Source organism: Stenotrophomonas sp. C9D9, from assembly GCF_056491205.1.
The window spans coordinates 1860258-1879540 of record NZ_JBSZIF010000004.1; the positions used below are offsets into that span (position 1 = coordinate 1860258).

Genomic DNA, 19283 nt, shown 5'->3' on the forward strand with positions numbered 1-19283 from the left:
CCTGCCGGTCCCGTCCAGACTGGGGTACGCTCTGGGTTCACCTCATCACCATGGATCCGGCAATGATGCGCTCCCCCCTGTTCCTTGCCCTGGCCCTGGCGTTTACCGCCGGCGCTCCCCTGCTGCCGGCCGATGCCGTTGCCCAGAACGCGCGCGCCGTGCGCGCCACTGCCGAGATGAGCATGGCCCTGTCGGGCAGTATCGATGTGGCGGCCGACGGATCGGTCAGCAAGCTGACCCTGGACCAGCAGGCGATGCTCGCACCGGGCATCGCATCGTTCGTGGAAGGCACTATCCGTGGCTGGCAGTTCGAGCCGACGCTGCGCGACGGCAAGCCGGTGGCCACCCACGCGCCGCTGCGGGTACGCCTGCGTGGCAAGGAGCAGGACGACGGCAACTACCAGATCAGCATGACCAGTGTCGATTTCAGTGAATATGATCCGAAGGCTACCGATTCGGTCACCCGGAAGAACATGCCGCCACCGCGCTACCCCGAGGATGCCTTCCGCAATGGTGGGCAGGGTGACGTGCTGCTGCTGGTCCAGGTAGCGCGCGACGGCACCGTCGCCGATGTCGTTGCCGAACAGGTGAACATGACGGTGGTCGCACCGGAACGGACCATGTCCAAGATGCGCGACATCCTCGCCAAGGCCAGTATCAGTGCGGCCCGCAAGTGGACCTTCGTGCCGCCGACCACCGGCGAGGACAGTACGCGTGACTCCTGGACCGTGCGCGTGCCGGTCACCTTCGCCCTGAACAACAGCGACAACGGCCAGCCGGAACGCTATGGCCGCTGGCGTGCCTTCATCCCCGGCCCGCGCCAGGCCGCACCGTGGCGCAAGCCGGACGCAGCCGAGCAGGTGGGCAGTGATCTGCTGCCCGCCGGCGGCGTGTACATGGTCGATGGCACCCAGCGCGGCCTGCGCCTGCTGACGCCGCTGGCCCAGCGCTGAGCCCGGCGCGGTGAGGCGGTTGGCCAGGCCGGCCGCTTCTCAGTCCGCGTACGGGTAGACCACCACCCGGTTGCGGCCCTGTTCCTTGGCCATGTACAGGGCCTTGTCGGCCAGCCGCAGCGCCTGCTCGGCATCGACATGGAAGCTGGGGAAGTGGGCCACGCCCAGCGACACGGTGATGGTGCCCACCGGCTCGAATGGATGACCGGCGATGTGCTGGCGCAGGCGCTCGCCGGCCTGGCGTGCCGAGTCGGTACTGATGCCCGGCAACAGCAGCAGGAACTCCTCGCCACCGGCGCGGCAGAGGATGTCGCTGTCGCGCGAGTAGCGGCGCATCTGGTCGGCGATATGGACGATGGCGGCATCGCCGACGTCATGGCCGTGGCTGTCGTTGATCGATTTGAAGCGATCGATGTCCAGCGCCAGGATCGCGAACGGGATGCCCTGCACCTGCAGCGCATCCAGCGCCTGCTGCAGGCCGCGGCGATTGAGCAGGCCGGTCAGCGGATCGGTGCGGTTGGCGCGGTTGAGCGTACCGATGCGGTCCTGCAGGGCGTTGAAGCTGTGCAGGACCGCCTGCTTCAGCTGGGCAACCTCGAAGTACCACGCACGGATGCCGCTGACGTGGTTGATCGCGTTGCCGGTGTCCTCGCCGCCCTGTACGTTGCGCGCCAGCTGCCACAGCGGCATCGAGATGCGCCGGGCGAACCACCAGGTGATCAGCAGTGACAGCAGGCCGAGCGGGATCGCGTTCCAGATCACCGCAGTCATCAACCGCGACAGCGGCTGCAACGTGGCCTCGGTCGGCCGCTGGGCGATGATGCCCCAGCCGGTGGCCGGTACCGGCGCATAACCGGCCAGCATCGACACGCCCAGGTTGTTGCGGACCTGCTGCGCGCCGCGTTCGCCGCGCACCACCGCCTTCACCGCCGGGTTGCCGACCACGTAGTCGCCGACCCGCTTGCCGTCGGCGTGGTACAGCAGGCGGCCATGGCGGTCGACCACGTACAGGTAGGAGCCGTCGCGATAGTAGTGCTTGCCCAGCAGCGTATGCAGCGCGCTGCGCTGGCGCAGGTACAGGGTGCCGCTGACGTAGCCGCGGTAGCGGCCCTGGCGGTCGAAGATCGGGTGCGACAGCGAGACCAGCAGTTTGCCCGTGGCCGACTGGTAGGGATCGCTGATCATCGGCTGGCGCGCGGCCAGTGCGGCGTTGTTGCCGACGCTGTGCAGGATCTCGCCCTGCAGCTGCAGGGTCTGCGGCGAGGTGGCGATCACCAGGCCGTCGGCGTCGACCACCAGCGAGGAGTTGAAGCTGTTGGTCTGCAGCTGCAGGCGGCTGGCTTCATCCTGGGCCTGCTTCGGATCCAGGTCGCTCTGGCCGAGCCGGGTGGCGGCGTAGGCCAGCTCCTGCTGTGCGGCCAGCAGGAAGTTCTGGGTGGTCTCGGCCAGCTTGGTGGCATAGACGCGGTTGGCTTCCAGGGTATTGCCGACCAGCTGGTCGCGCTGCACGCGGTAGCTGGCCAGCAGGGTGTTGGCCAGGGCGATGATGGCGCTGAGCAGGGCCAGGGCGAGGATCAGCTTGCCCAGGTTGAGGCGGGGGGACAGCGTTCGCATGCGTCGACGGATCCGGCAGGAGGCTGGACCCGACCGGTTCTCCGGAAGGGGCGACAGCGGGAATCGGTGGCCACGCCCGCAGGGCCGGGCAGGGTATCGGGCGAATTATCGCCAAAAGTCGGCGGCGGCAAAGTGAAGTGGGTCGCCCTGCAGGCAAAAAAAAACCTGCCGCAGCGAGCGGCAGGTTCTTTTCGATGCAATGCCGTGGATCAGCGCTTCATCGAACCGAAGAACTCGTCGTTGGACTTGGTGTTCTTCATCTTGTCCAGCAGGAACTCCATCGCGGCCATTTCATCCATCGGATGCAGCAGCTTGCGCAGGATCCAGATCTTCTGCAGCAGCTCCGGCTCGATCAGCAGGTCTTCGCGGCGGGTGCCGGAACGGTTGATGTCGATGGCCGGGAACACGCGCTTTTCAGCGATACGACGGCTCAGGTGCACTTCGCTGTTGCCGGTGCCCTTGAACTCTTCGTAGATCACCTCGTCCATCTTCGAGCCGGTGTCGACCAGCGCGGTGGCGATGATGGTCAGGCTGCCGCCTTCTTCCACGTTGCGCGCGGCACCGAAGAAGCGCTTCGGGCGGTGCAGGGCGTTGGCGTCCACACCACCGGTCAGCACCTTGCCCGAGCTCGGCACCACGTTGTTGTAGGCGCGGGCCAGGCGGGTGATCGAGTCCAGCAGGATCACCACGTCCTTCTTGTGCTCGACCAGGCGCTTGGCGCGCTCGATGACCATTTCGGCCACCTGCACGTGGCGCGCGGCGGGCTCGTCGAAGGTCGAGCTGATGACCTCGCCGCGCACGGTGCGCTGCATTTCGGTCACTTCTTCCGGGCGCTCATCGATCAGCAGCACGATCAGGTGCACGTCCGGGTGGTTGGTGGTGATGGCCGTGGCGACCTGCTGCATCATCATCGTCTTGCCGGCCTTAGGCTGGGACACGATGAGCGAACGCTGGCCCTTGCCCTGCGGCGCCATCAGATCGAGGATGCGGCCGGTGATGTCTTCCGACGAACCGTTGCCACGCTCCAGGGTGAAGCGGCGGCGCGGGAACAGCGCGGTCAGGTTCTCGAACAGCACCTTGTTCTTCGACGCTTCGATCGGCTCGCCGTTGATGGTGTCGACGATGTTCAGCGCGAAGTAGCGCTCGCCGTCCTTCGGGAAGCGGATGCGGCCGGAGATGTGGTCGCCGGTGCGCAGGTTGAAGCGGCGGATCTGGCTGGGCGAGATGTAGGTGTCGTCCGGGCCGGCCAGGTAGCTGGCTTCGGCCGCGCGCAGGAAGCCGAAGCCGTCCGGCAGGATTTCCAGCACGCCATCGGCGGCAACGCCGTCGCCGTGGCGGGTCAGCACCTTCAGCAGGGCGAAGATCACGTCCTGCTTGCGGGCACGGGCCACGCCTTCGGAGATCTGCAGCTGCTCGGCGATTTCCAGCAGCTTCTGTGCCGGCATGCGCTTGAGGTCGCTCAGCGAGTAGACCGGGAAGCCTTCCGGCACGTTGGCGTGCGGGCGCGGCACGAAGGGCTGCTGCTCGCCGCCGTCCTGCGGCATGCCGTCATCACGGCCACCGCGGTTGCGGTCACGGTCGCGACGGTTGCGGAAACGGTCGCGGCGATTGCCCTGGCCCTGCTGGCCGTTCTGGTTGTAGGGGTTGTTGTTCTGACCCTGACCCTGGCCCTGGTTCTGGCCACCGCCCTGGTGGTTCTGCTGGCGCTGTCCGGATTCGCGGCCTTCGCCACCCTCACCGCCGCCGGAGGCGGGGGCTTCAGTGGCAGGCGCGCTCGGCGCGGGGGCGGCTGCAGCCGGTGCCGGCGCTTCGGGCGCGGCTGCCAGCGGCAGGGTCGGTTGCGCCGGAGCGGCGCTGGTTTCGGCGGCTGCCGGGGCGGCGGCCTTGCTCACGCGGGGCTTGCGCACGCGCTTTTCGGCGGGCGCATCGGCGCTGCCGGTTTCGGAAGTGTTATCGGACAAGAGCGTTATTCCTCGCTTGAAGGTGCGAGCGCCCGGCTGGGGCGGCGAACGTTGGGAATGGGTCTGGAAGAAACTGCGTCCAGAGGGTGCGGCACGCGAACGCGGCCGGATATGCCGACACTATCATCGGCCTGCGGCGGCTTGCAAGGGTCGCCGGGAACAGCATTCATGATGGACGCGGGGCGCCCGCCGGCAGCCGCGGGGCGGCGGCTGCCGGGAACAACGGGATCAGGCCAGGGCCTTGTCCAGCAGGCCGGCCAGCTGGGCCTTGCCCACCGCACCGATCTGCTCGCCGACCTTCTCGCCGTCCTTGAACACGACCAGGTACGGAATCGAACGCACGTGGTACTTGGCGGCCAGCGCGCGGTTGTGGTCGACGTTGACCTTGGCGATCTTGGCGCGGCCCTGGTAGGCATCGGCCAGTTCGTCCAGCGCCGGGGCGATCATCTTGCAGGGGCCACACCACTCGGCCCAGAAATCGACCAGCACCGGTTCCTTGGAATTCAGCACTGCGCTATCAAAGTCGGCGTCGCCGACATGTACAACCTTGTCGCTCATCTTGGTTTCTCGTCTTGGATTGCACCCGGCGATGCCGGAGGTGGGTGAACTGGGCCATGCCCGGTGGCGCGACCCTCGTCGTTGCCTCGCGGCGCACTGCCGCGGTGCGTTCGGCGGGATGCCTGGACGCTCACGGCCGGCAGTGTACCCCTATCGCAGGGCAGGGACAGGCGCCGGCTGGAACCCAGCGTATCGTGATCGCTTCGATGGCCGGTATGTGTCGGATTTCACTGTCTTCCTGTACATGGGGCTGGCAGTGGGCAACACCAGCGACCCCGGGCAGGCCGTTCAAGTCCGGTGTGGCTGGGTGAAGGGCGCCGTCTCTTGACTTTATGAGACGGGTCATTCCGGTTTGCCTGCCCGAGTGCGTTAAACTGGGGCATTGTGCGGCGCGCGGACCGGGTGGTCCCAGCCTGCCAACCCGCCGCAGGGGCCGCAGTTTGCGACGGTGCCCCTAGACGATGAAGTGCCAGCCGCCCCACGGGCCGGCGGCCATACCAAGACGGACTCATGAGCGACAAACCGCTGACCGATTTGACCTTCTCCTCCTTCGAGCTGCATCCGGCCCTGCAGGCCGGCCTTGAAGGAGCCGGATTCACCCGCTGCACCCCGATCCAGGCGCTGACCCTGCCGGTCGCGCTGCCCGGTGGTGATGTTGCCGGCCAGGCCCAGACCGGCACCGGCAAGACCCTGGCCTTCCTGGTCGCTGTCGTGAACCGCCTGCTGACCCGCCCGGCCCTGGCCGACCGCAAGCCGGAAGATCCGCGCGCGCTGATCCTTGCCCCGACCCGCGAACTGGCCATCCAGATCCACAAGGATGCGGTGAAGTTCGGTTCCGACCTGGGCCTGCGTTTCGCGCTGGTCTACGGCGGCGTGGATTACGACAAGCAGCGCGAGCTGCTGCAGCAGGGCGTGGACGTGATCATCGCCACCCCGGGCCGCCTGATCGACTACGTCAAGCAGCACAAGGTGGTTTCGCTGCACGCCTGCGAGATCTGCGTGCTGGACGAAGCCGACCGCATGTTCGATCTGGGCTTCATCAAGGACATCCGCTTCCTGCTGCGCCGCATGCCGGAACGCACCATCCGCCAGACCCTGCTGTTCAGCGCCACCCTCAGCCATCGCGTGCTGGAGCTGGCCTACGAGCACATGAACGAGCCGCAGAAGCTGGTGGTCGAAGCCGAGACCATCACCGCTGCCCGCGTGCGCCAGCGCATCTACTTCCCGGCCGACGACGAGAAGATCCCGCTGCTGCTGGGCCTGCTGTCGCGCAGCGAAGGCGCGCGCACCATGGTGTTCGTCAATACCAAGGTGTTCGTCGAGCGCGTCGCCCGTTCGCTGGAAAAGGCCGGCTACCGCGTCGGCGTGCTGTCCGGCGACGTGCCGCAGAAGAAGCGCGAGAGCCTGCTCAACCGCTTCCAGAAGGGCCAGCTGGAGATCCTGGTGGCCACCGACGTCGCCGCGCGCGGCCTGCATATCGACGGCATCAAGTACGTCTACAACTACGACCTTCCGTTCGACGCCGAAGATTACGTGCACCGCATCGGTCGTACCGCGCGCCTGGGCGAAGAGGGTGATGCGATCAGCTTCGCCTGCGAACGCTACGCCATGGGCCTGCCGGACATCGAGGCCTACATCGAGCAGAAGATCCCGTCCGAGCCGGTCACCAAGGAACTGCTGACCCCGCTGCCGCGCCCGGAACGCCCGGCCCCGGCCGCTGGCGAGGAAGGTGAGGAGAACGAGAGCGTCGGCCAGATCTTCCGTGAAGCGCGCGAAGCCCGTGCCGCCGAAGAAGAGCGTCGTGGTGGTGGTCGCAGTGGAGGCCGCTCCGGCGGTGGCCGTGGCGAGCGTCGCGACGGTGAGCGCAGCGGCGAGCGCCGTTCGCGTGGCCCGCGCAAGCCGCGCGTGGAAGGTGAGCAGGCCGCAACTGCCCCGGCCGAAGGTGCTGAAGCCGCTGTCGCCCAGGCCCCGCGTCCGCCGCGCCCGCCGCGTGCCGAGGGTGCACCGGAAGGTGCCGTGGATGGCGAACGCAAGCCGCGCAAGCGCCGTCGTCGTCGCCACGGCCGTCCGGTCGAGGGTGGCGAGGGCGTGCAGGCCAACGCCGGCAACGGCGCCAGCCCGGTGACCCCGGTGCAGGTGGTGGCCAAGCCGGTGCGCACGGCGGCCGATACCGGCGATTCGTTCCTGACCCGCATCGGCCGCAAGATCCGCCGGATGCTGTCGGGCAACTAAGCCGCCGATGGTGGGTGCGGACCTTGGTCCGCACTGCCCCATGGGGTGGGGGTAGTGCCGGCCGCTGGCCGGCAACCCACACAGCTGCCGGCCAGCGGTCGGCACTACCGATCGCGCGACCGGCTCCACGACGTCGCGCCGCTCCTGCATAATCGGGGCATGAGTGTCCTGCGCTTCGACAATGTCAGCAAACAGTACGCCGGTGGCCACGAGGCGCTGACCGATGTCAGCTTCGAGGTCGCGCCGGGCGAGATGCTGTTCGTCACCGGCCATTCCGGTGCGGGCAAGAGCACCCTGCTCAAGTTGATCCACCTGGACGAGCGGCCCAGCCGCGGCGCGGTGGTGTTCGACGAGCGCAACCTGCTGAAGGTGCGCGGTGGCGACGTGCCCCGCCACCGACGCGCGGTGGGGGCGGTCTACCAGGACCACCGCCTGCTGATGGACCGTTCGATCGCCGAGAACGTGGCGCTGCCGCTGATCCTGCGCGGTACCCGCCGTGGCGACATCAACAAGCGCGTGCGCTCGGTGCTGGAACGGATGGGCCTGGGCCACCGCGAGAAGGCGCTGCCTTCGCAGCTGTCGGCCGGCGAGCAGCAGCGCGTCGGCATCGCGCGCGCGATCGTTGGTGAGCCCAAGCTGCTGGTGGCCGATGAGCCGACCGGCAACCTCGACCCTACCCTGGCGGCGGAGATCATGGCCCTGTTCGCCGAGCTGCCCTCGCGCGGCACCAGCGTGCTGGTGGTCAGTCACGACCTGCCGCTGCTGCGCCGCATGCGCAAGCGCGTGCTGATCCTCGACCACGGCCGGCTGGTGGATGACATCTCGCCGCAGGACCTGGCGGAGTAACCGATGGCGAAGAACGAAAACAGCGAAGCCGCCGCCCCCTCGCGTGTGGGTGTCTGGTTCCAGCACCACGTGCACAGCGTGGTGTTCAGCCTGGGCCGCGCCTGCCGCAAGCCGTGGGCGACCCTGCTGACGGTGATGGTCATGGCGCTGGCACTGGCCCTGCCGCTGGGGCTGTCGATCGCGCTGGACAACCTCAAGCAGTTCGCCGGCAGCGTGCAGCAGTCGCGCGACATCAACGTGTTCCTGAAGGGCAACGTGGATGGGCCCGGCGCGCTGCGCCTGGCGGGCCAGCTGCGCGACCGCGACGACGTGGCCGAAGTGAACGTGCGCACGCCGGAGCAGGGCCTGCAGGAACTGCGCGATGCCGGCCTCGGTGAGGCCATCGACGCACTCAACGACAATCCGCTGCCCTCGCTGCTGGTGATCACCCCCGGCCAGGGCAAGGATGACGCACGCCTGGCGCGCGCGCTGGAAAGCCTGCCCGAGGCCGACCTGGTGCAGCACGATGCGCTGTGGCGCCAGCGCCTGGATGCCTGGCTGGCCTTCGGCGCGCGGCTGGTGCAGGTGCTGTCGGTACTGCTCGGCGTGGGTGCCGCGCTGGTGGTCGGCAACACGGTACGCCTGGACATCCAGGCCCGCCGCGAAGAGATCGGCGTGCTGCAGCTGCTCGGCGCCAGCGATGGCTTCATCCGTCGCCCGTTCCTGTACCTGGGCGCGTGGTACGGCCTGGGCGCCGGCGCGGTGGCGCTGGCCCTGATCGGCGCCGCCGGTGCCGCCCTGCGCATGCCGCTGGCCGAACTCTCGCGCAGTTATGGCAGCCCGTTCGTACTGCACGGCCTGGACCTGCTGCATGGCGGCCTGGTCCTGCTCGGCACGCTGCTGCTGGGTTGGCTGGGCGCCTGGCTGGTCACCGGCCACTTCCTCCGCCAGACCCGCCCGACCGACACCTGAGACCGGCATGCAACCGCAAGCGCTGAAGCACCTTGAAGGGCCCGCGACGCGGGTGATGGTGGTCGATGGTTCGAAGCTGGTGCGCAAGCTGATCGCCGACGTCCTGCAGCGTGACCTGCCGGGCGTGGAGGTGATCGGCTGCGACAGCATCGAGGATGCGCAGCAGGCGCTGGCGCAGGGCCCGGTGGACCTGGTGACGACCTCGCTGACCCTGCGCGATGGCGACGGCCTGGCGCTGGCGCGGATGGTGCGCGAAGCGGCCGGCCAGGCCTATGTGCCGGTGATCGTGGTCTCCGGCGATGCCCAGCAGCACCTGGAGCAGCGCCGCTTCACCGAGTACGTCACCGACTATTTCGACAAGGCGCTGGGCCACGAGGCACTGGCGACCTTCATCCGCGGCTACGTGCAGCCGCAGACCATTCCCGGCGCCACCATCCTCTATATCGAGGACAGCCGCGTGGTGGCCGAGGCCACCAAGCGCATGCTGGAACGCCAGCAGTTGAACGTGCTGCACGTGGTCAGCGCCGAAGAAGCGTTCACCCTGCTCACCGCCGAGTCGCTGGGCCGCAGTCGCCACCGCATCGACCTGGTGCTGACCGACGTCACCCTGAAGGGCGAACTGAGCGGTCGCGACGTGGTGCAGCGCGTGCGCGTGGACTTCGGCTACGGCAAGCGCCGCCTGCCGGTGCTGGTGATGACCGGCGATGGCAATCCGCACAACCAGACCGGGCTGCTGCAGTCCGGTGCCAACGACCTGGTGCTCAAGCCGATCGAAGAACGGCTGCTGGTCACCAAGGTGCTGTTCCAGCTGCGGCTGGCCCGATTGAACGATGGACCTCTGTTGCGATGATGGATGAAGTAGCCGACACCCCGACGATCCAGCTGGAACCGAGCTGGAAGCAGCATGTCGGCGATTACCTGTTGCAGCCGCAGATGCGCGAGCTGTCCAGCTTCCTGCGCCAGCGCAAGGCCAGTGGCGCGGCGGTGTTCCCGCCCGGCCCGCAGATCTTCGCCGCGTTCGACGCCACGCCTTTCGAGCAGGTGAAGGTGGTCATCCTCGGGCAGGACCCGTACCACGGCCGCGGGCAGGCGCACGGCCTGAGTTTCTCGGTGCCGCCGGGCGTGCCGGTGCCGCCGTCGCTGCTGAACATCTACAAGGAGATCGAGAGCGATCTCGGTATCCCGCGTCCGGACCACGGCTGCCTGATCCCGTGGGCGCAGCGTGGCGTGCTGCTGCTCAATGCGGTGCTGACGGTGGAGGAGGGCAAGGCCGGTGCGCACCAGGGGCGTGGCTGGGAAGGCTTCACCGACCACGTGGTGGACGTGCTCAACCGCGAGCGCGAAGGGCTGGTGTTCATGCTCTGGGGCGCCTATGCGCAGCAGAAGGGCAAGGTCATCGATACCCGCCGCCACCGCGTGCTGAAGTCGCCGCATCCGTCGCCGCTGTCGGCCCACCGTGGCTTCCTCGGCTGCCGGCATTTCTCGATGGCCAACGAGTACCTGCAGCGCCGCGGCCAGGCCCCGATCGACTGGTCGCTGCCGCCACGCTCGGCGCTCTGACCGCCGGTGGGTGACCGGGGCTGAACGCCGGGCAACGTTTCCGGGCCTGAATGGGTCCTGCGGACGGCCCGTTCAGCTCCGCTTGACCGGAATTGGCCGGTTTCCAGTAGGTAATTGCTTGAATTCCAAGGGATTGTGAATCCCGAAAAGCATGCTCGCCACTGTCATCAAATCGCGCTACGGTAGGGCTCTGTTTGGGACCAGTGTTGCATCAATGGGACGCTGGAACTTTTTCCTCCTTTAGCAGTCCAAATGCCGGACTGCTAAGATGGGTGCCTATGAGCCAGAACACCTCTACTGCCCTTGTGGCAAACAATCTCCCGATTCCCAGTGCGCTCGGTTCGCTGGACGCCTACATCGGTGCCGTGCACCAGATCCCGGTGCTGTCGGTCGATGACGAACAGGACCTGGCCCGTCGCTTCCGCGACGGTAACGATCTGGACGCCGCCCGCGAGCTGGTGCATTCGCACCTGCGCTTCGTGGTGCACGTGGCCCGCGGCTACAACGGCTACGGCCTTGCGCTGGGCGATCTGATCCAGGAAGGCAACATCGGCCTGATGAAGGCGGTCAAGCGCTTCGACCCGGACATGGGCGTGCGCCTGGTCTCCTTCGCCGTGCACTGGATCCGTGCCGAGATGCACGAGTTCATCCTGAAGAACTGGCGCATCGTGAAGGTCGCCACCACCAAGGCGCAGCGCAAGCTGTTCTTCAACCTGCGCAAGTCGAAGACGCGCCTGGGCTGGATGAACGCGGCTGAGGTGAGCGCGGTGGCCAAGGACCTGAACGTGTCCGAGCGCGAGGTCATGGAAATGGAGTCGCGCCTGTCCGGTCGCGATATCGGTTTCGATGCGCCGACCGACGAGGACAACGAGCACGCGCCGCCGTCGCCGGCTGCGTTCCTGGTCGCCAACGATGAAGACCCGTCGATGGCCTACGAACGTGCCGACAGCGAAGACAACCAGATGCAGCTGCTGCGCGAAGGCCTGGCCGAGCTGGACGCCCGCTCGCGCGACATCATCCGCCGTCGCTGGCTGGACGCGGACAGCAAGGTGACGCTGCAGGAGCTGGCCGACGAGTACGGCGTGTCGGCCGAGCGCATCCGCCAGGTTGAAGCGAATGCGCTGAAGAAGATGAAGGCGCTGTTCACCGCGTAAGCGGGGTGGCGTTGAAGCGATGAAAAGGCCCGGCATTGCCGGGCTTTTTCTTTTTGGTGGCGTTCTCATCCACGCATGGCGTGGCTCTAGTCTGACGCCAAAGCGGTGATTGCGCCGACCGGATCATGTGCTGGATGCTGATGTTCACGCCGTACCACGCAGTGGCACGGTATGATCATGCCACGCGTCTTCCGCACACGAAGTTTCAATCGCAGCATGCGCAGGACCACCCTGTCCGACGCTGCGCTGTACCGGTCGGTACGTGAAATGGAAGGGGGTCTGGTGGATGCTGATCTTGGCGGCGGAATCTTCAAGAAGCGCGTTGCCTTGCCGGGGCGAGGAAAGCGTGGGAGCGTCCGAACCATCGTCGCCACACAGCGAGGCGGGCATTGGTTCTTCCTTTTCGGCTACGAGAAGAATGAACGTGCTGCAATCACGAATGCGGAACGCGATGCGCTGCAGCTGTACGCATCGGAGTTCTTGAAAATGAGTACGGCGCAGCTGAATCGTGCCGTGCAGTACGGGGATCTACAGGAGATCAGCCATGACGAAGACCCCTGAGCGACGGCGCGCGAAAAGTGCGCTTCTTGAGGCGGTGCATGATGCGGCTGTGAGTCTGCACGCACATGGCTTCATCGATAAACGTCGATTGAGCAGCTACGAAGCGCTTTGCCTTGAGCCGGTCCCTGAATACAGCAGTGCCCAGATCCGTGCCCTGCGTGCGTCATTGCAGCTCAGTCAGCCGGTCTTTGCTGGAGTTCTCAATACCAGCGTTTCCACCGTACGCAGCTGGGAACAGGGCGAGAAGAAGCCCAGCGGACCATCACTGAAGTTGCTGAACCTGATTGATCGGAAGGGACTCGAAGCAGTCCTGTAAAGCAAAGGCCCGGTTCTGCCGGGCCTTTGCTTTTCCGAGGTGTTCAATCCACGCGTGGCGTGGATCTACCCCGGCGGTGTGGCGCCTGTAGAGCCACGCCATGCGTGGCTGCGGCGCCGGACCTCAGCCCTCGCGTGCGATCGCGCGCCAGCCGATGTCGGTGCGGTGGAATTCGTTGGCCCAGGTCACCTTGGCCACGCCGGCATAGGCCTTTGCCTGCGCATCGCGCACGCTGTAGCCAAGCGCCGCCACGCACAGCACGCGGCCGCCGGCACTGACCACCTGGCCCTGCGCGTCCAGCGCGGTGCCGGCATGGAACACCTTGGCACTGGCCGGCACGTCGTCCAGGCCGGAAATCACGTCGCCGGTGATCGGCGCTTCCGGGTAGGGCTTCGCGGCCAGCACCACGCCCAGCGACGGGCGTGCATCCCACTGTGCTTCTACCTGGTCCAGGCGGCCGTCGATGGCGGCTTCCACCAGCTCCACCAGGTCCGACTGCAGGCGCAGCATCACCGGCTGGGTTTCCGGGTCGCCGAAGCGCACGTTGAACTCGATGACCTTCGGTGCGCCGCTGGCGTCGATCATCAGGCCGGCATAGAGGAAGCCGGTGAACGGGATGCCGTCGGCGATCATGCCCTGCACGGTGGGGTTCACCACCTCACGCATCACGCGTGCATGCACCTCCGGCGTCACCACCGGGGCCGGCGAATAGGCGCCCATGCCGCCGGTGTTCGGGCCGGTATCGCCGTCGCTGACGCGCTTGTGGTCCTGCGAGGTGGCCATCGGCAGCGCATGCACACCGTCCACCATCGAAATGAAGCTGGCTTCCTCGCCGTCGAGGAATTCCTCGATCACCACGCGTGCGCCGGCATCGCCGAACGCGTTGCCGGAGAGCATGTCTCGCACCGCGTCTTCGGCTTCGGTCAACGTCATTGCGACGATCACGCCCTTGCCGGCGGCGAGGCCATCGGCCTTGACCACGATCGGTGCGCCCTTCTTGCGCACGTAGGCCAGCGCAGCGTCCACGTCGCTGTGCACGGCGTAGAACGCGGTAGGGATGTTGTGGCGGGCCAGGAAGTCCTTGGCGTAGGCCTTGCTGCCTTCCAGCTGCGCGGCAGCGGCGGTCGGCCCGAAGATGCGCAGGCCGGCGGCGCGGAAGCGGTCGACCACGCCGGCCACCAGCGGTACTTCCGGGCCGACCACGGTCAGCGCCACGCCTTCAGCCTGGGCCAGCGCCAGACCAGCCGTCGATATCGGTGACCCTGACCGCCACGTTGCGGCACTTGTCTTCGCTGGCGGTGCCGGCGTTGCCGGGCGCCACGATCACTTCGGTGACACGGGAGGACTGGGCCAGCTTCCATGCCAGGGCGTGTTCGCGGCCGCCGATGCGCATGACAAGTACGTTCATCACGAGATTCCAGATTGCGTGGGAAGGGAGGATCGATATCCCCGGCGGCGCGCGTGGTTCACTCGCAGCCTTCGCGTCGCAGCGATTCGGGGAAGGAGTAGGCCCAGGTCTTCGGGTCCAGGGTAAAGCGGTGCTGCTGCCGGACCTGCTTGCCACCACAGGTGATTCCGGTTTCCTCGATCAGCAGTGGCCAGACGCGCGCGCTGCGGTCGCTGTCGTCGAAACGCAGGGCGAAATCGATGCTGAAGCGGCGGGTGCGGCAGTCGTTGGTCGTGTCGGGGTCGGTGCTGGCATGGACCGTGTCGCACTCGTACTGGGCGTCATTGTCGATATGGCTACGCACGCTGCCACTGGCCACCAGGCCGTTCGGGCCCGGCAGGATCAGCGACTGCGAGAGCAACGAGAAACCCTGCCCGAACCAGCCGTCCTCGACGCGGAAACCATAGAAGTCGCTGCCGGCGCGGATGATGCTGGCGGTGCCGGGCTGGCCGCCGCTGCCGAAGCGCTGGCCGGTCAGTTCGCTGGCCACTTCAAAGCCCTCGCCATTCGGGCGCAGCACGAAGAACTCGATGGTTCCCGGGTCGATGTGCGCGCCATCGACCAGCGCACCGCACACGGCCAGCAGCTGTTGCCAGCTGTCACCGCTCACCACCGGTTGTTCCGCGCAGACCTGCCAGTCCATCGCATGGGTGTCGCCATCGTCGGTCCAGCTGCCGCGCCATTCACCGGAGAGCTTGGCGTTGCTGCCGTAGCGCTGGACCAGGAAGGCCTGCAGCCGTGCGGTGCGGCTGACATGCTGCGCCGGTGAGGCGGGGGCCACCGGCGGCGCATCTGCCTTCGGGCCCGTGCTGGGCTCGGCAGCAGGCTTGCAGCCCGCCAGCACGGCCGCACCCGCGAGGGCGAGGGCGGCCAGCGATTTCATCGAAACTGTGGACATCCGTGTCGCTCCAGGATCAATGGCGGAAGTGGCGCACGCCGGTGAACACCATGGCCAGACCATGTTCGTCGGCGGCGGCAATCACTTCGGCATCGCGCATCGAACCGCCCGGCTGGATGACCGCCTTGATGCCGGCGGCAGCGGCGGCGTCGATGCCGTCGCGGAACGGGAAGAACGCGTCGGAGGCCATCACCGAGCCCTCGACTACCAGGTTCGCATCGGCGGCCTTGATGCCGGCGATGCGGGCCGAGTACACGCGGCTCATCTGGCCGGCACCGACACCGATGGTGCGGTTGTCCTTGGCATAGACGATCGCGTTGGACTTCACGAACTTGGCCACCTTCCAGGCGAACAGCAGGTCGGTGAACTGCTTGTCGGTCGGCGCCAGCTTGCTGACCACCTTCAGTTCATCACGGGTCATGCCGCGGTTGTCCGACGACTGCAGCAGCAGGCCCGAGCCGACGCGCTTGCTGTCGAAGTTGTTCAGGCCATCGCCGTGCGGGATGCGCAGCACGCGCACGTTGGCCTTCTTCTGCGCGTATTCCAGCGCAGCCGGCTCGTAGTCCGGGGCAATCAGCACTTCGACGAACTGGCGGTCCAGGATCACCTTGGCAGTGGCGGCGTCCAGCGGTTTGTTGAAGGCGATGATGCCGCCGAAGGCGCTGGTCGGGTCGGTGGCGTAGGCCAGCTCGTAGGCATCGCCGTTGCCAGCACCGACGGCCACGCCGCATGGGTTGGCGTGCTTGACGATGACGCAGGCCGGCGCATCGAACTGGCGTACGCATTCCCACGCCGCATCGGCATCGGCCAGGTTGTTGTAGCTCAGTTCCTTGCCCTGCAGCTGCTGGAAGGTGGCCAGCGTGCCCGGCACCGGGTACAGGTCGCGGTAGAACGCGCCGCTCTGGTGCGGGTTCTCGCCGTAGCGCAGGTCCATCACCTTCACGAAGGTGGAATTCATCTGCGCCGGGTACTCGGCACGGGCCGGCACCGCGGCGTCGGTGGCGGTGACCGCCGACAGGTAGTTGCTGATCGCCGCATCGTACTGGGCGACGCGGTTGAACGCGGCCACCGAGAACGCGAAGCGGGTGGCAGCCGTCAGCTGGCCGTTGTTGGCCTCCAGCGAGGCCAGCAGCTCGGCGTACTGCGACGGGTCGGTGGCCACTGCCACGCGGGCAAAGTTCTTGGCCGCCGAGCGCAGCATGGCCGGGCCGCCGATGTCGATGTTCTCGACCGCGTCGGCCAGGGTGCAGTCGGCCTTGGCGGTGACCGACTCGAACGGGTACAGGTTCAGCACCAGCAGGTCGATGGCACCGATGCCGTGCTCGGCCATCACTGCATCATCCAGGCCCGAACGGCCCAGCAGGCCGCCATGCACCATCGGGTGCAGGGTCTTGACCCGGCCGTCCATCATTTCCGGGAATCCGGTGACCTCGGCCACGTCCTTCACGGCCAGGCCCGCATCGCGGATCGCCTTGGCGGTGCCGCCGGTGGACAGCAGCTCCACGCCGCGTGCCGCCAGCGCAGTGGCCAGCTCGACCAGGCCGGTCTTGTCGGAAACGGAGAGGAGGGCCCGGCGGACGGGCAACAGATCAGCAGTCATGGGACAGAATCGGCAGCGGAGCGGGGCCGATATTGTAGGCGGTGGGGGCCGGTGGCGGGCGCTGGAAGGGGTAATTGGCCTCGGCAATCGGTGCATGGCCGCGTCAGGCACATCGATCCGACCGGATCCGGTGGCGGGGCTGCGGGCCGGAGCCGGGTTGCCGGAATCTGTCGACGATGGGGTAGGCTGTGCCCGCACTGCCAAGGATTAGCGGGTACAGATCGTGTCGATCTATGCATTGAAAGGACGTTTCCAGGACCTGTTGCGTCCGGCCGTACGCGGTCTGTACCGCATGGGAATCACCGCCAACGCGGTGACCGTGGCCGCCGCCGTGGTCTCGCTGCTGGTGGCCGCCGCCGTCTGGTGCTGCGCGCCGGCCCAGCCCCTGCTGTACCTGCTGCTGCCGCTGTGGATGCTGCTGCGCATGGCGCTCAACGCCGTGGACGGCATGCTGGCCCGCGAGTTCGGCCAGCAGTCGCGGCTGGGCGCCTACCTGAACGAGCTGTGCGATGTGATCGCCGACGCGGCGCTGTACCTGAGCCTGCTCAGCGTGCCGGGCGTACGCCCGGAGGCGCTGTGGCTGCTGGCCTGGACGGCGGCCCTGAGCGAGTACGCCGGCGTGCTGGGGCTGATGGTCGCTGCCAGCCGCCGCTATGACGGCCCGATGGGCAAGAGCGACCGCGCGTTCGTGATCGGTGCGCTGGGCCTGCTGCTGGCGTTTGAGTGGGTTGGCGCGATGACGGTCACTGGCGTGGCCGCGGCCATGGCGGCGCTGTGCATGCTGACCATGATCAACCGGGTCCGTCGCGGACTGCGGGAATCGGCGGTTTCGCCGAATTAATCAAGCAGATACAAAAAGACAATCAGGAGATTGCATGCGTCAGGCGCAGGAACGGGAATTCCACAGCTTCGACCAGGTACCGCTGTTCTACCGGTACTGGGCGGGCACCACCGCAACGCCGGCCACCAAGGCCATCGTGCTGCTGCACCGCGGCCACGAGCACTCCGGGCGTGTCACCCACCTGGTCGATGAGCTGGACCTGCCCGACACCGCCTTCTTCGCCTGGGATGCGCGCGGCAATGGCCGTTCGCCGGGTGCGCGTGGCGATGCACCGGGCTTCCCGGCGCTGGTGCGCGACCTGGACAGCTTCATCGCCCATATCGGCGCCGAGCATGGCATCGCGGTGGAAGACATCGTGGTGATCGCGCAGAGCGTGGGGGCGGTGGTCGCCGCGACCTGGGTGCACGATTACGCGCCGCGCCTGCGTGCGCTGGTGATGGCTTCGCCGGCGTTCAAGGTGAAGCTGTACGTGCCGTTCGCGCGGCCGGGCCTGGCCTTGATGCAGAAGCTGCGTGGCAACTTCTTCGTCAACAGCTACGTCAAGCCGCAGTGGCTGACCCATGATCCGGCGCGGGTGGAAAGCTACCGCACCGACCCGCTGATCACGCGGCCGATCTCGGTGCGCGTGTTGCTGGGCCTGTACGAAGCGGCTGACCGCATCGTTGCCGATGCGCAGGCGATCAGCGTGCCGGTGCAGCTGCTGGTGTCCGGCTCGGACTTCGTCGTGCACCGTGGCCCGCAGGACCGCTTCTACGAGCGCCTGTCCAGCCCGATCAAGGAGCGCGTGCACCTGCCGGGCTTCTTCCACGACACGCTGGGCGAGCGCGATCGGGCGCCTGCGCTGGCACGCATCCGCAGTTTCATCCAGGCGCGTTTCGCCGAGCCGCTGCGCGAGCTGTCACGGCGCGACGCGCACCGCCATGGGCCGACCTTCGAGGAATCGGAGATCCTGGCGTGGCCACCGGAGCGTAACAGCCTGGCCGACCTGCGCTGGCGCGTGGTACGTGGCGGCCTGCGTTTCGGCGGTACGTTGTCCGAAGGCATCGCGCTGGGACTGCAGACCGGTTTCGATTCGGGCAGCACGCTGGACTACATCTATCGCAACGAAGCGCGTGGCAAGGGCCCGCTGGGGCGGATGGTCGACCGCAACTATCTGGATGCGATCGGCTGGCGCGGCATCCGCATTCGCGGCCAGCACCTGCAGGAACTGCTGCGCGACGCTGCCCAGCGCCTGCGCGGGCAGGGCACGCCGGTGCGCGTGCTGGATGTGGCTGCCGGCCATGGCCGCTATGTGCTGGAAGCGCTGGGCCAGGGCGAGCAGCGCGCCGACCGCATCGTGCTGCGCGACTTCAGTGATCTGAACGTGACCCAGGGCCAGGCGTTGATCGAGCGCCTCGGTGCGGCCGACATCGCACGCTTCGAGCAGGGCGATGCGTTCGATCCGTCGCAGTTGGCCAAGGTCGATCCGTCGCCCACGCTGGCGGTGGTGTCCGGCCTGTACGAACTGTTCCCCGACAACGACGCCGTGCTGCGCTCGCTGCAGGGCATCGCCGCAACGGTGCCGGTGGGTGGCTACCTGGCCTACACCGGCCAGCCCTGGCACCCGCAGCTGGAGTTCATCGCACGCGCATTGACCAGCCACCGGGGTGGCGCAGCGTGGGTGATGCGCCGCCGTACCCAGCAGGAAATGGATGAGCTGGTGCGCCTGGCCGGGTTCGAGAAGGTGGCGCAGCGCATCGATGACTTCGGCATCTTCACCGTGTCGCTGGCTCGCCGGACCGCGTGATGGCG

General features: G+C 67.3%; 16 protein-coding genes and 1 pseudogene. 11 read left to right on the top strand and 6 right to left on the bottom strand.

The genetic code is table 11. The annotated features are described in order from the left end of the window. Positions 1 to 62: 62 nt before the first annotated feature. On the top strand, positions 63 to 953 hold the full coding sequence (locus tag ACXI0D_RS13915) for an energy transducer TonB (RefSeq protein WP_049447295.1): 891 nt from the start codon (positions 63 to 65) through the stop codon (positions 951 to 953). A gap of 39 nt (positions 954 to 992) precedes the next feature. On the opposite strand, the gene ACXI0D_RS13920 is transcribed toward ACXI0D_RS13915, so the two are convergent. From ACXI0D_RS13920 to trxA, 3 genes are all read right to left on the bottom strand, one after another. Then, the gene (locus tag ACXI0D_RS13920; protein ID WP_049447297.1) at positions 993 to 2567 is read right to left on the bottom strand and encodes a sensor domain-containing diguanylate cyclase; all 1575 of its coding nucleotides are present in this window, start codon (positions 2565 to 2567) and stop codon (positions 993 to 995) included. A gap of 209 nt (positions 2568 to 2776) precedes the next feature. Next, the gene (rho, locus tag ACXI0D_RS13925) at positions 2777 to 4528 is read right to left on the bottom strand and encodes a transcription termination factor Rho (RefSeq protein WP_014038707.1); all 1752 of its coding nucleotides are present in this window, start codon (positions 4526 to 4528) and stop codon (positions 2777 to 2779) included. Positions 4529 to 4756: 228 nt separating this feature from the next. Continuing rightward, positions 4757 to 5086, bottom strand: coding sequence for a thioredoxin (gene trxA / locus ACXI0D_RS13930; protein WP_005411275.1), 330 nt, complete (start codon positions 5084 to 5086; stop codon positions 4757 to 4759). 510 nt (positions 5087 to 5596) lie between these two features. Here trxA and rhlB point away from each other — a divergent pair. The 8 genes from rhlB (at position 5597) to ACXI0D_RS13970 (ending at position 12706) form a co-directional block, all read left to right on the top strand. Further along, positions 5597 to 7318: an ATP-dependent RNA helicase RhlB gene (gene rhlB / locus ACXI0D_RS13935; protein WP_479642707.1), complete on the top strand. Its 1722-nt coding sequence runs from the start codon at positions 5597 to 5599 to the stop codon at positions 7316 to 7318. Positions 7319 to 7477: 159 nt separating this feature from the next. After that, complete coding sequence (gene ftsE / locus ACXI0D_RS13940) at positions 7478 to 8164, top strand: cell division ATP-binding protein FtsE (RefSeq protein WP_005419728.1); 687 nt, start codon at positions 7478 to 7480, stop codon at positions 8162 to 8164. Positions 8165 to 8167: 3 nt separating this feature from the next. Then, positions 8168 to 9115: a permease-like cell division protein FtsX gene (gene ftsX / locus ACXI0D_RS13945; RefSeq protein ID WP_014038703.1), complete on the top strand. Its 948-nt coding sequence runs from the start codon at positions 8168 to 8170 to the stop codon at positions 9113 to 9115. A 7-nt stretch (positions 9116 to 9122) separates the two neighbouring features. Beyond that, complete coding sequence (locus ACXI0D_RS13950; RefSeq protein WP_049424094.1) at positions 9123 to 9965, top strand: response regulator; 843 nt, start codon at positions 9123 to 9125, stop codon at positions 9963 to 9965. Further along, positions 9962 to 10675, top strand: coding sequence for a uracil-DNA glycosylase (gene ung / locus ACXI0D_RS13955; protein ID WP_005419723.1), 714 nt, complete (start codon positions 9962 to 9964; stop codon positions 10673 to 10675). The genes ACXI0D_RS13950 and ung overlap by 4 nt, the downstream gene beginning before the upstream one ends. Positions 10676 to 10953: 278 nt before the next feature. Further along, positions 10954 to 11829 carry an RNA polymerase sigma factor RpoH gene (gene rpoH, locus ACXI0D_RS13960; protein ID WP_006473441.1) on the top strand — a complete coding sequence of 292 codons (876 nt, stop codon included), beginning with the start codon at positions 10954 to 10956 and terminating at the stop codon, positions 11827 to 11829. Positions 11830 to 12000: 171 nt separating this feature from the next. Next, positions 12001 to 12390, top strand: coding sequence for a type II toxin-antitoxin system RelE/ParE family toxin (locus ACXI0D_RS13965; protein WP_110713939.1), 390 nt, complete (start codon positions 12001 to 12003; stop codon positions 12388 to 12390). Further along, entirely contained in the window at positions 12374 to 12706 is a 333-nt protein-coding gene (locus tag ACXI0D_RS13970) for a helix-turn-helix domain-containing protein (RefSeq protein WP_014038700.1), read from the top strand. The genes ACXI0D_RS13965 and ACXI0D_RS13970 overlap by 17 nt, the downstream gene beginning before the upstream one ends. Positions 12707 to 12829: 123 nt before the next feature. Here ACXI0D_RS13970 and purD read toward each other — a convergent pair. The 3 genes and pseudogenes from purD to purH form a co-directional block, all read right to left on the bottom strand. After that, positions 12830 to 14114, bottom strand: a pseudogene (gene purD / locus ACXI0D_RS13975) (phosphoribosylamine--glycine ligase). Positions 14115 to 14172: 58 nt separating this feature from the next. Then, the gene (locus ACXI0D_RS13980; protein ID WP_479642708.1) at positions 14173 to 15051 is read right to left on the bottom strand and encodes a hypothetical protein; all 879 of its coding nucleotides are present in this window, start codon (positions 15049 to 15051) and stop codon (positions 14173 to 14175) included. A gap of 16 nt (positions 15052 to 15067) precedes the next feature. Further along, positions 15068 to 16651 (bottom strand): bifunctional phosphoribosylaminoimidazolecarboxamide formyltransferase/IMP cyclohydrolase, encoded by a 1584-nt coding sequence (purH, locus tag ACXI0D_RS13985; RefSeq protein WP_049446506.1) that lies wholly within the window; start codon positions 16649 to 16651, stop codon positions 15068 to 15070. Between the two features lie 223 nt (positions 16652 to 16874). Here purH and ACXI0D_RS13990 point away from each other — a divergent pair, with 223 nt between their 5' ends. Continuing rightward, the gene (locus ACXI0D_RS13990; protein ID WP_049446509.1) at positions 16875 to 17492 is read left to right on the top strand and encodes a CDP-alcohol phosphatidyltransferase family protein; all 618 of its coding nucleotides are present in this window, start codon (positions 16875 to 16877) and stop codon (positions 17490 to 17492) included. A 34-nt stretch (positions 17493 to 17526) separates the two neighbouring features. After that, the gene (locus ACXI0D_RS13995) at positions 17527 to 19278 is read left to right on the top strand and encodes a bifunctional alpha/beta hydrolase/class I SAM-dependent methyltransferase (protein WP_101766176.1); all 1752 of its coding nucleotides are present in this window, start codon (positions 17527 to 17529) and stop codon (positions 19276 to 19278) included. Positions 19279 to 19283 lie beyond the last annotated feature (5 nt).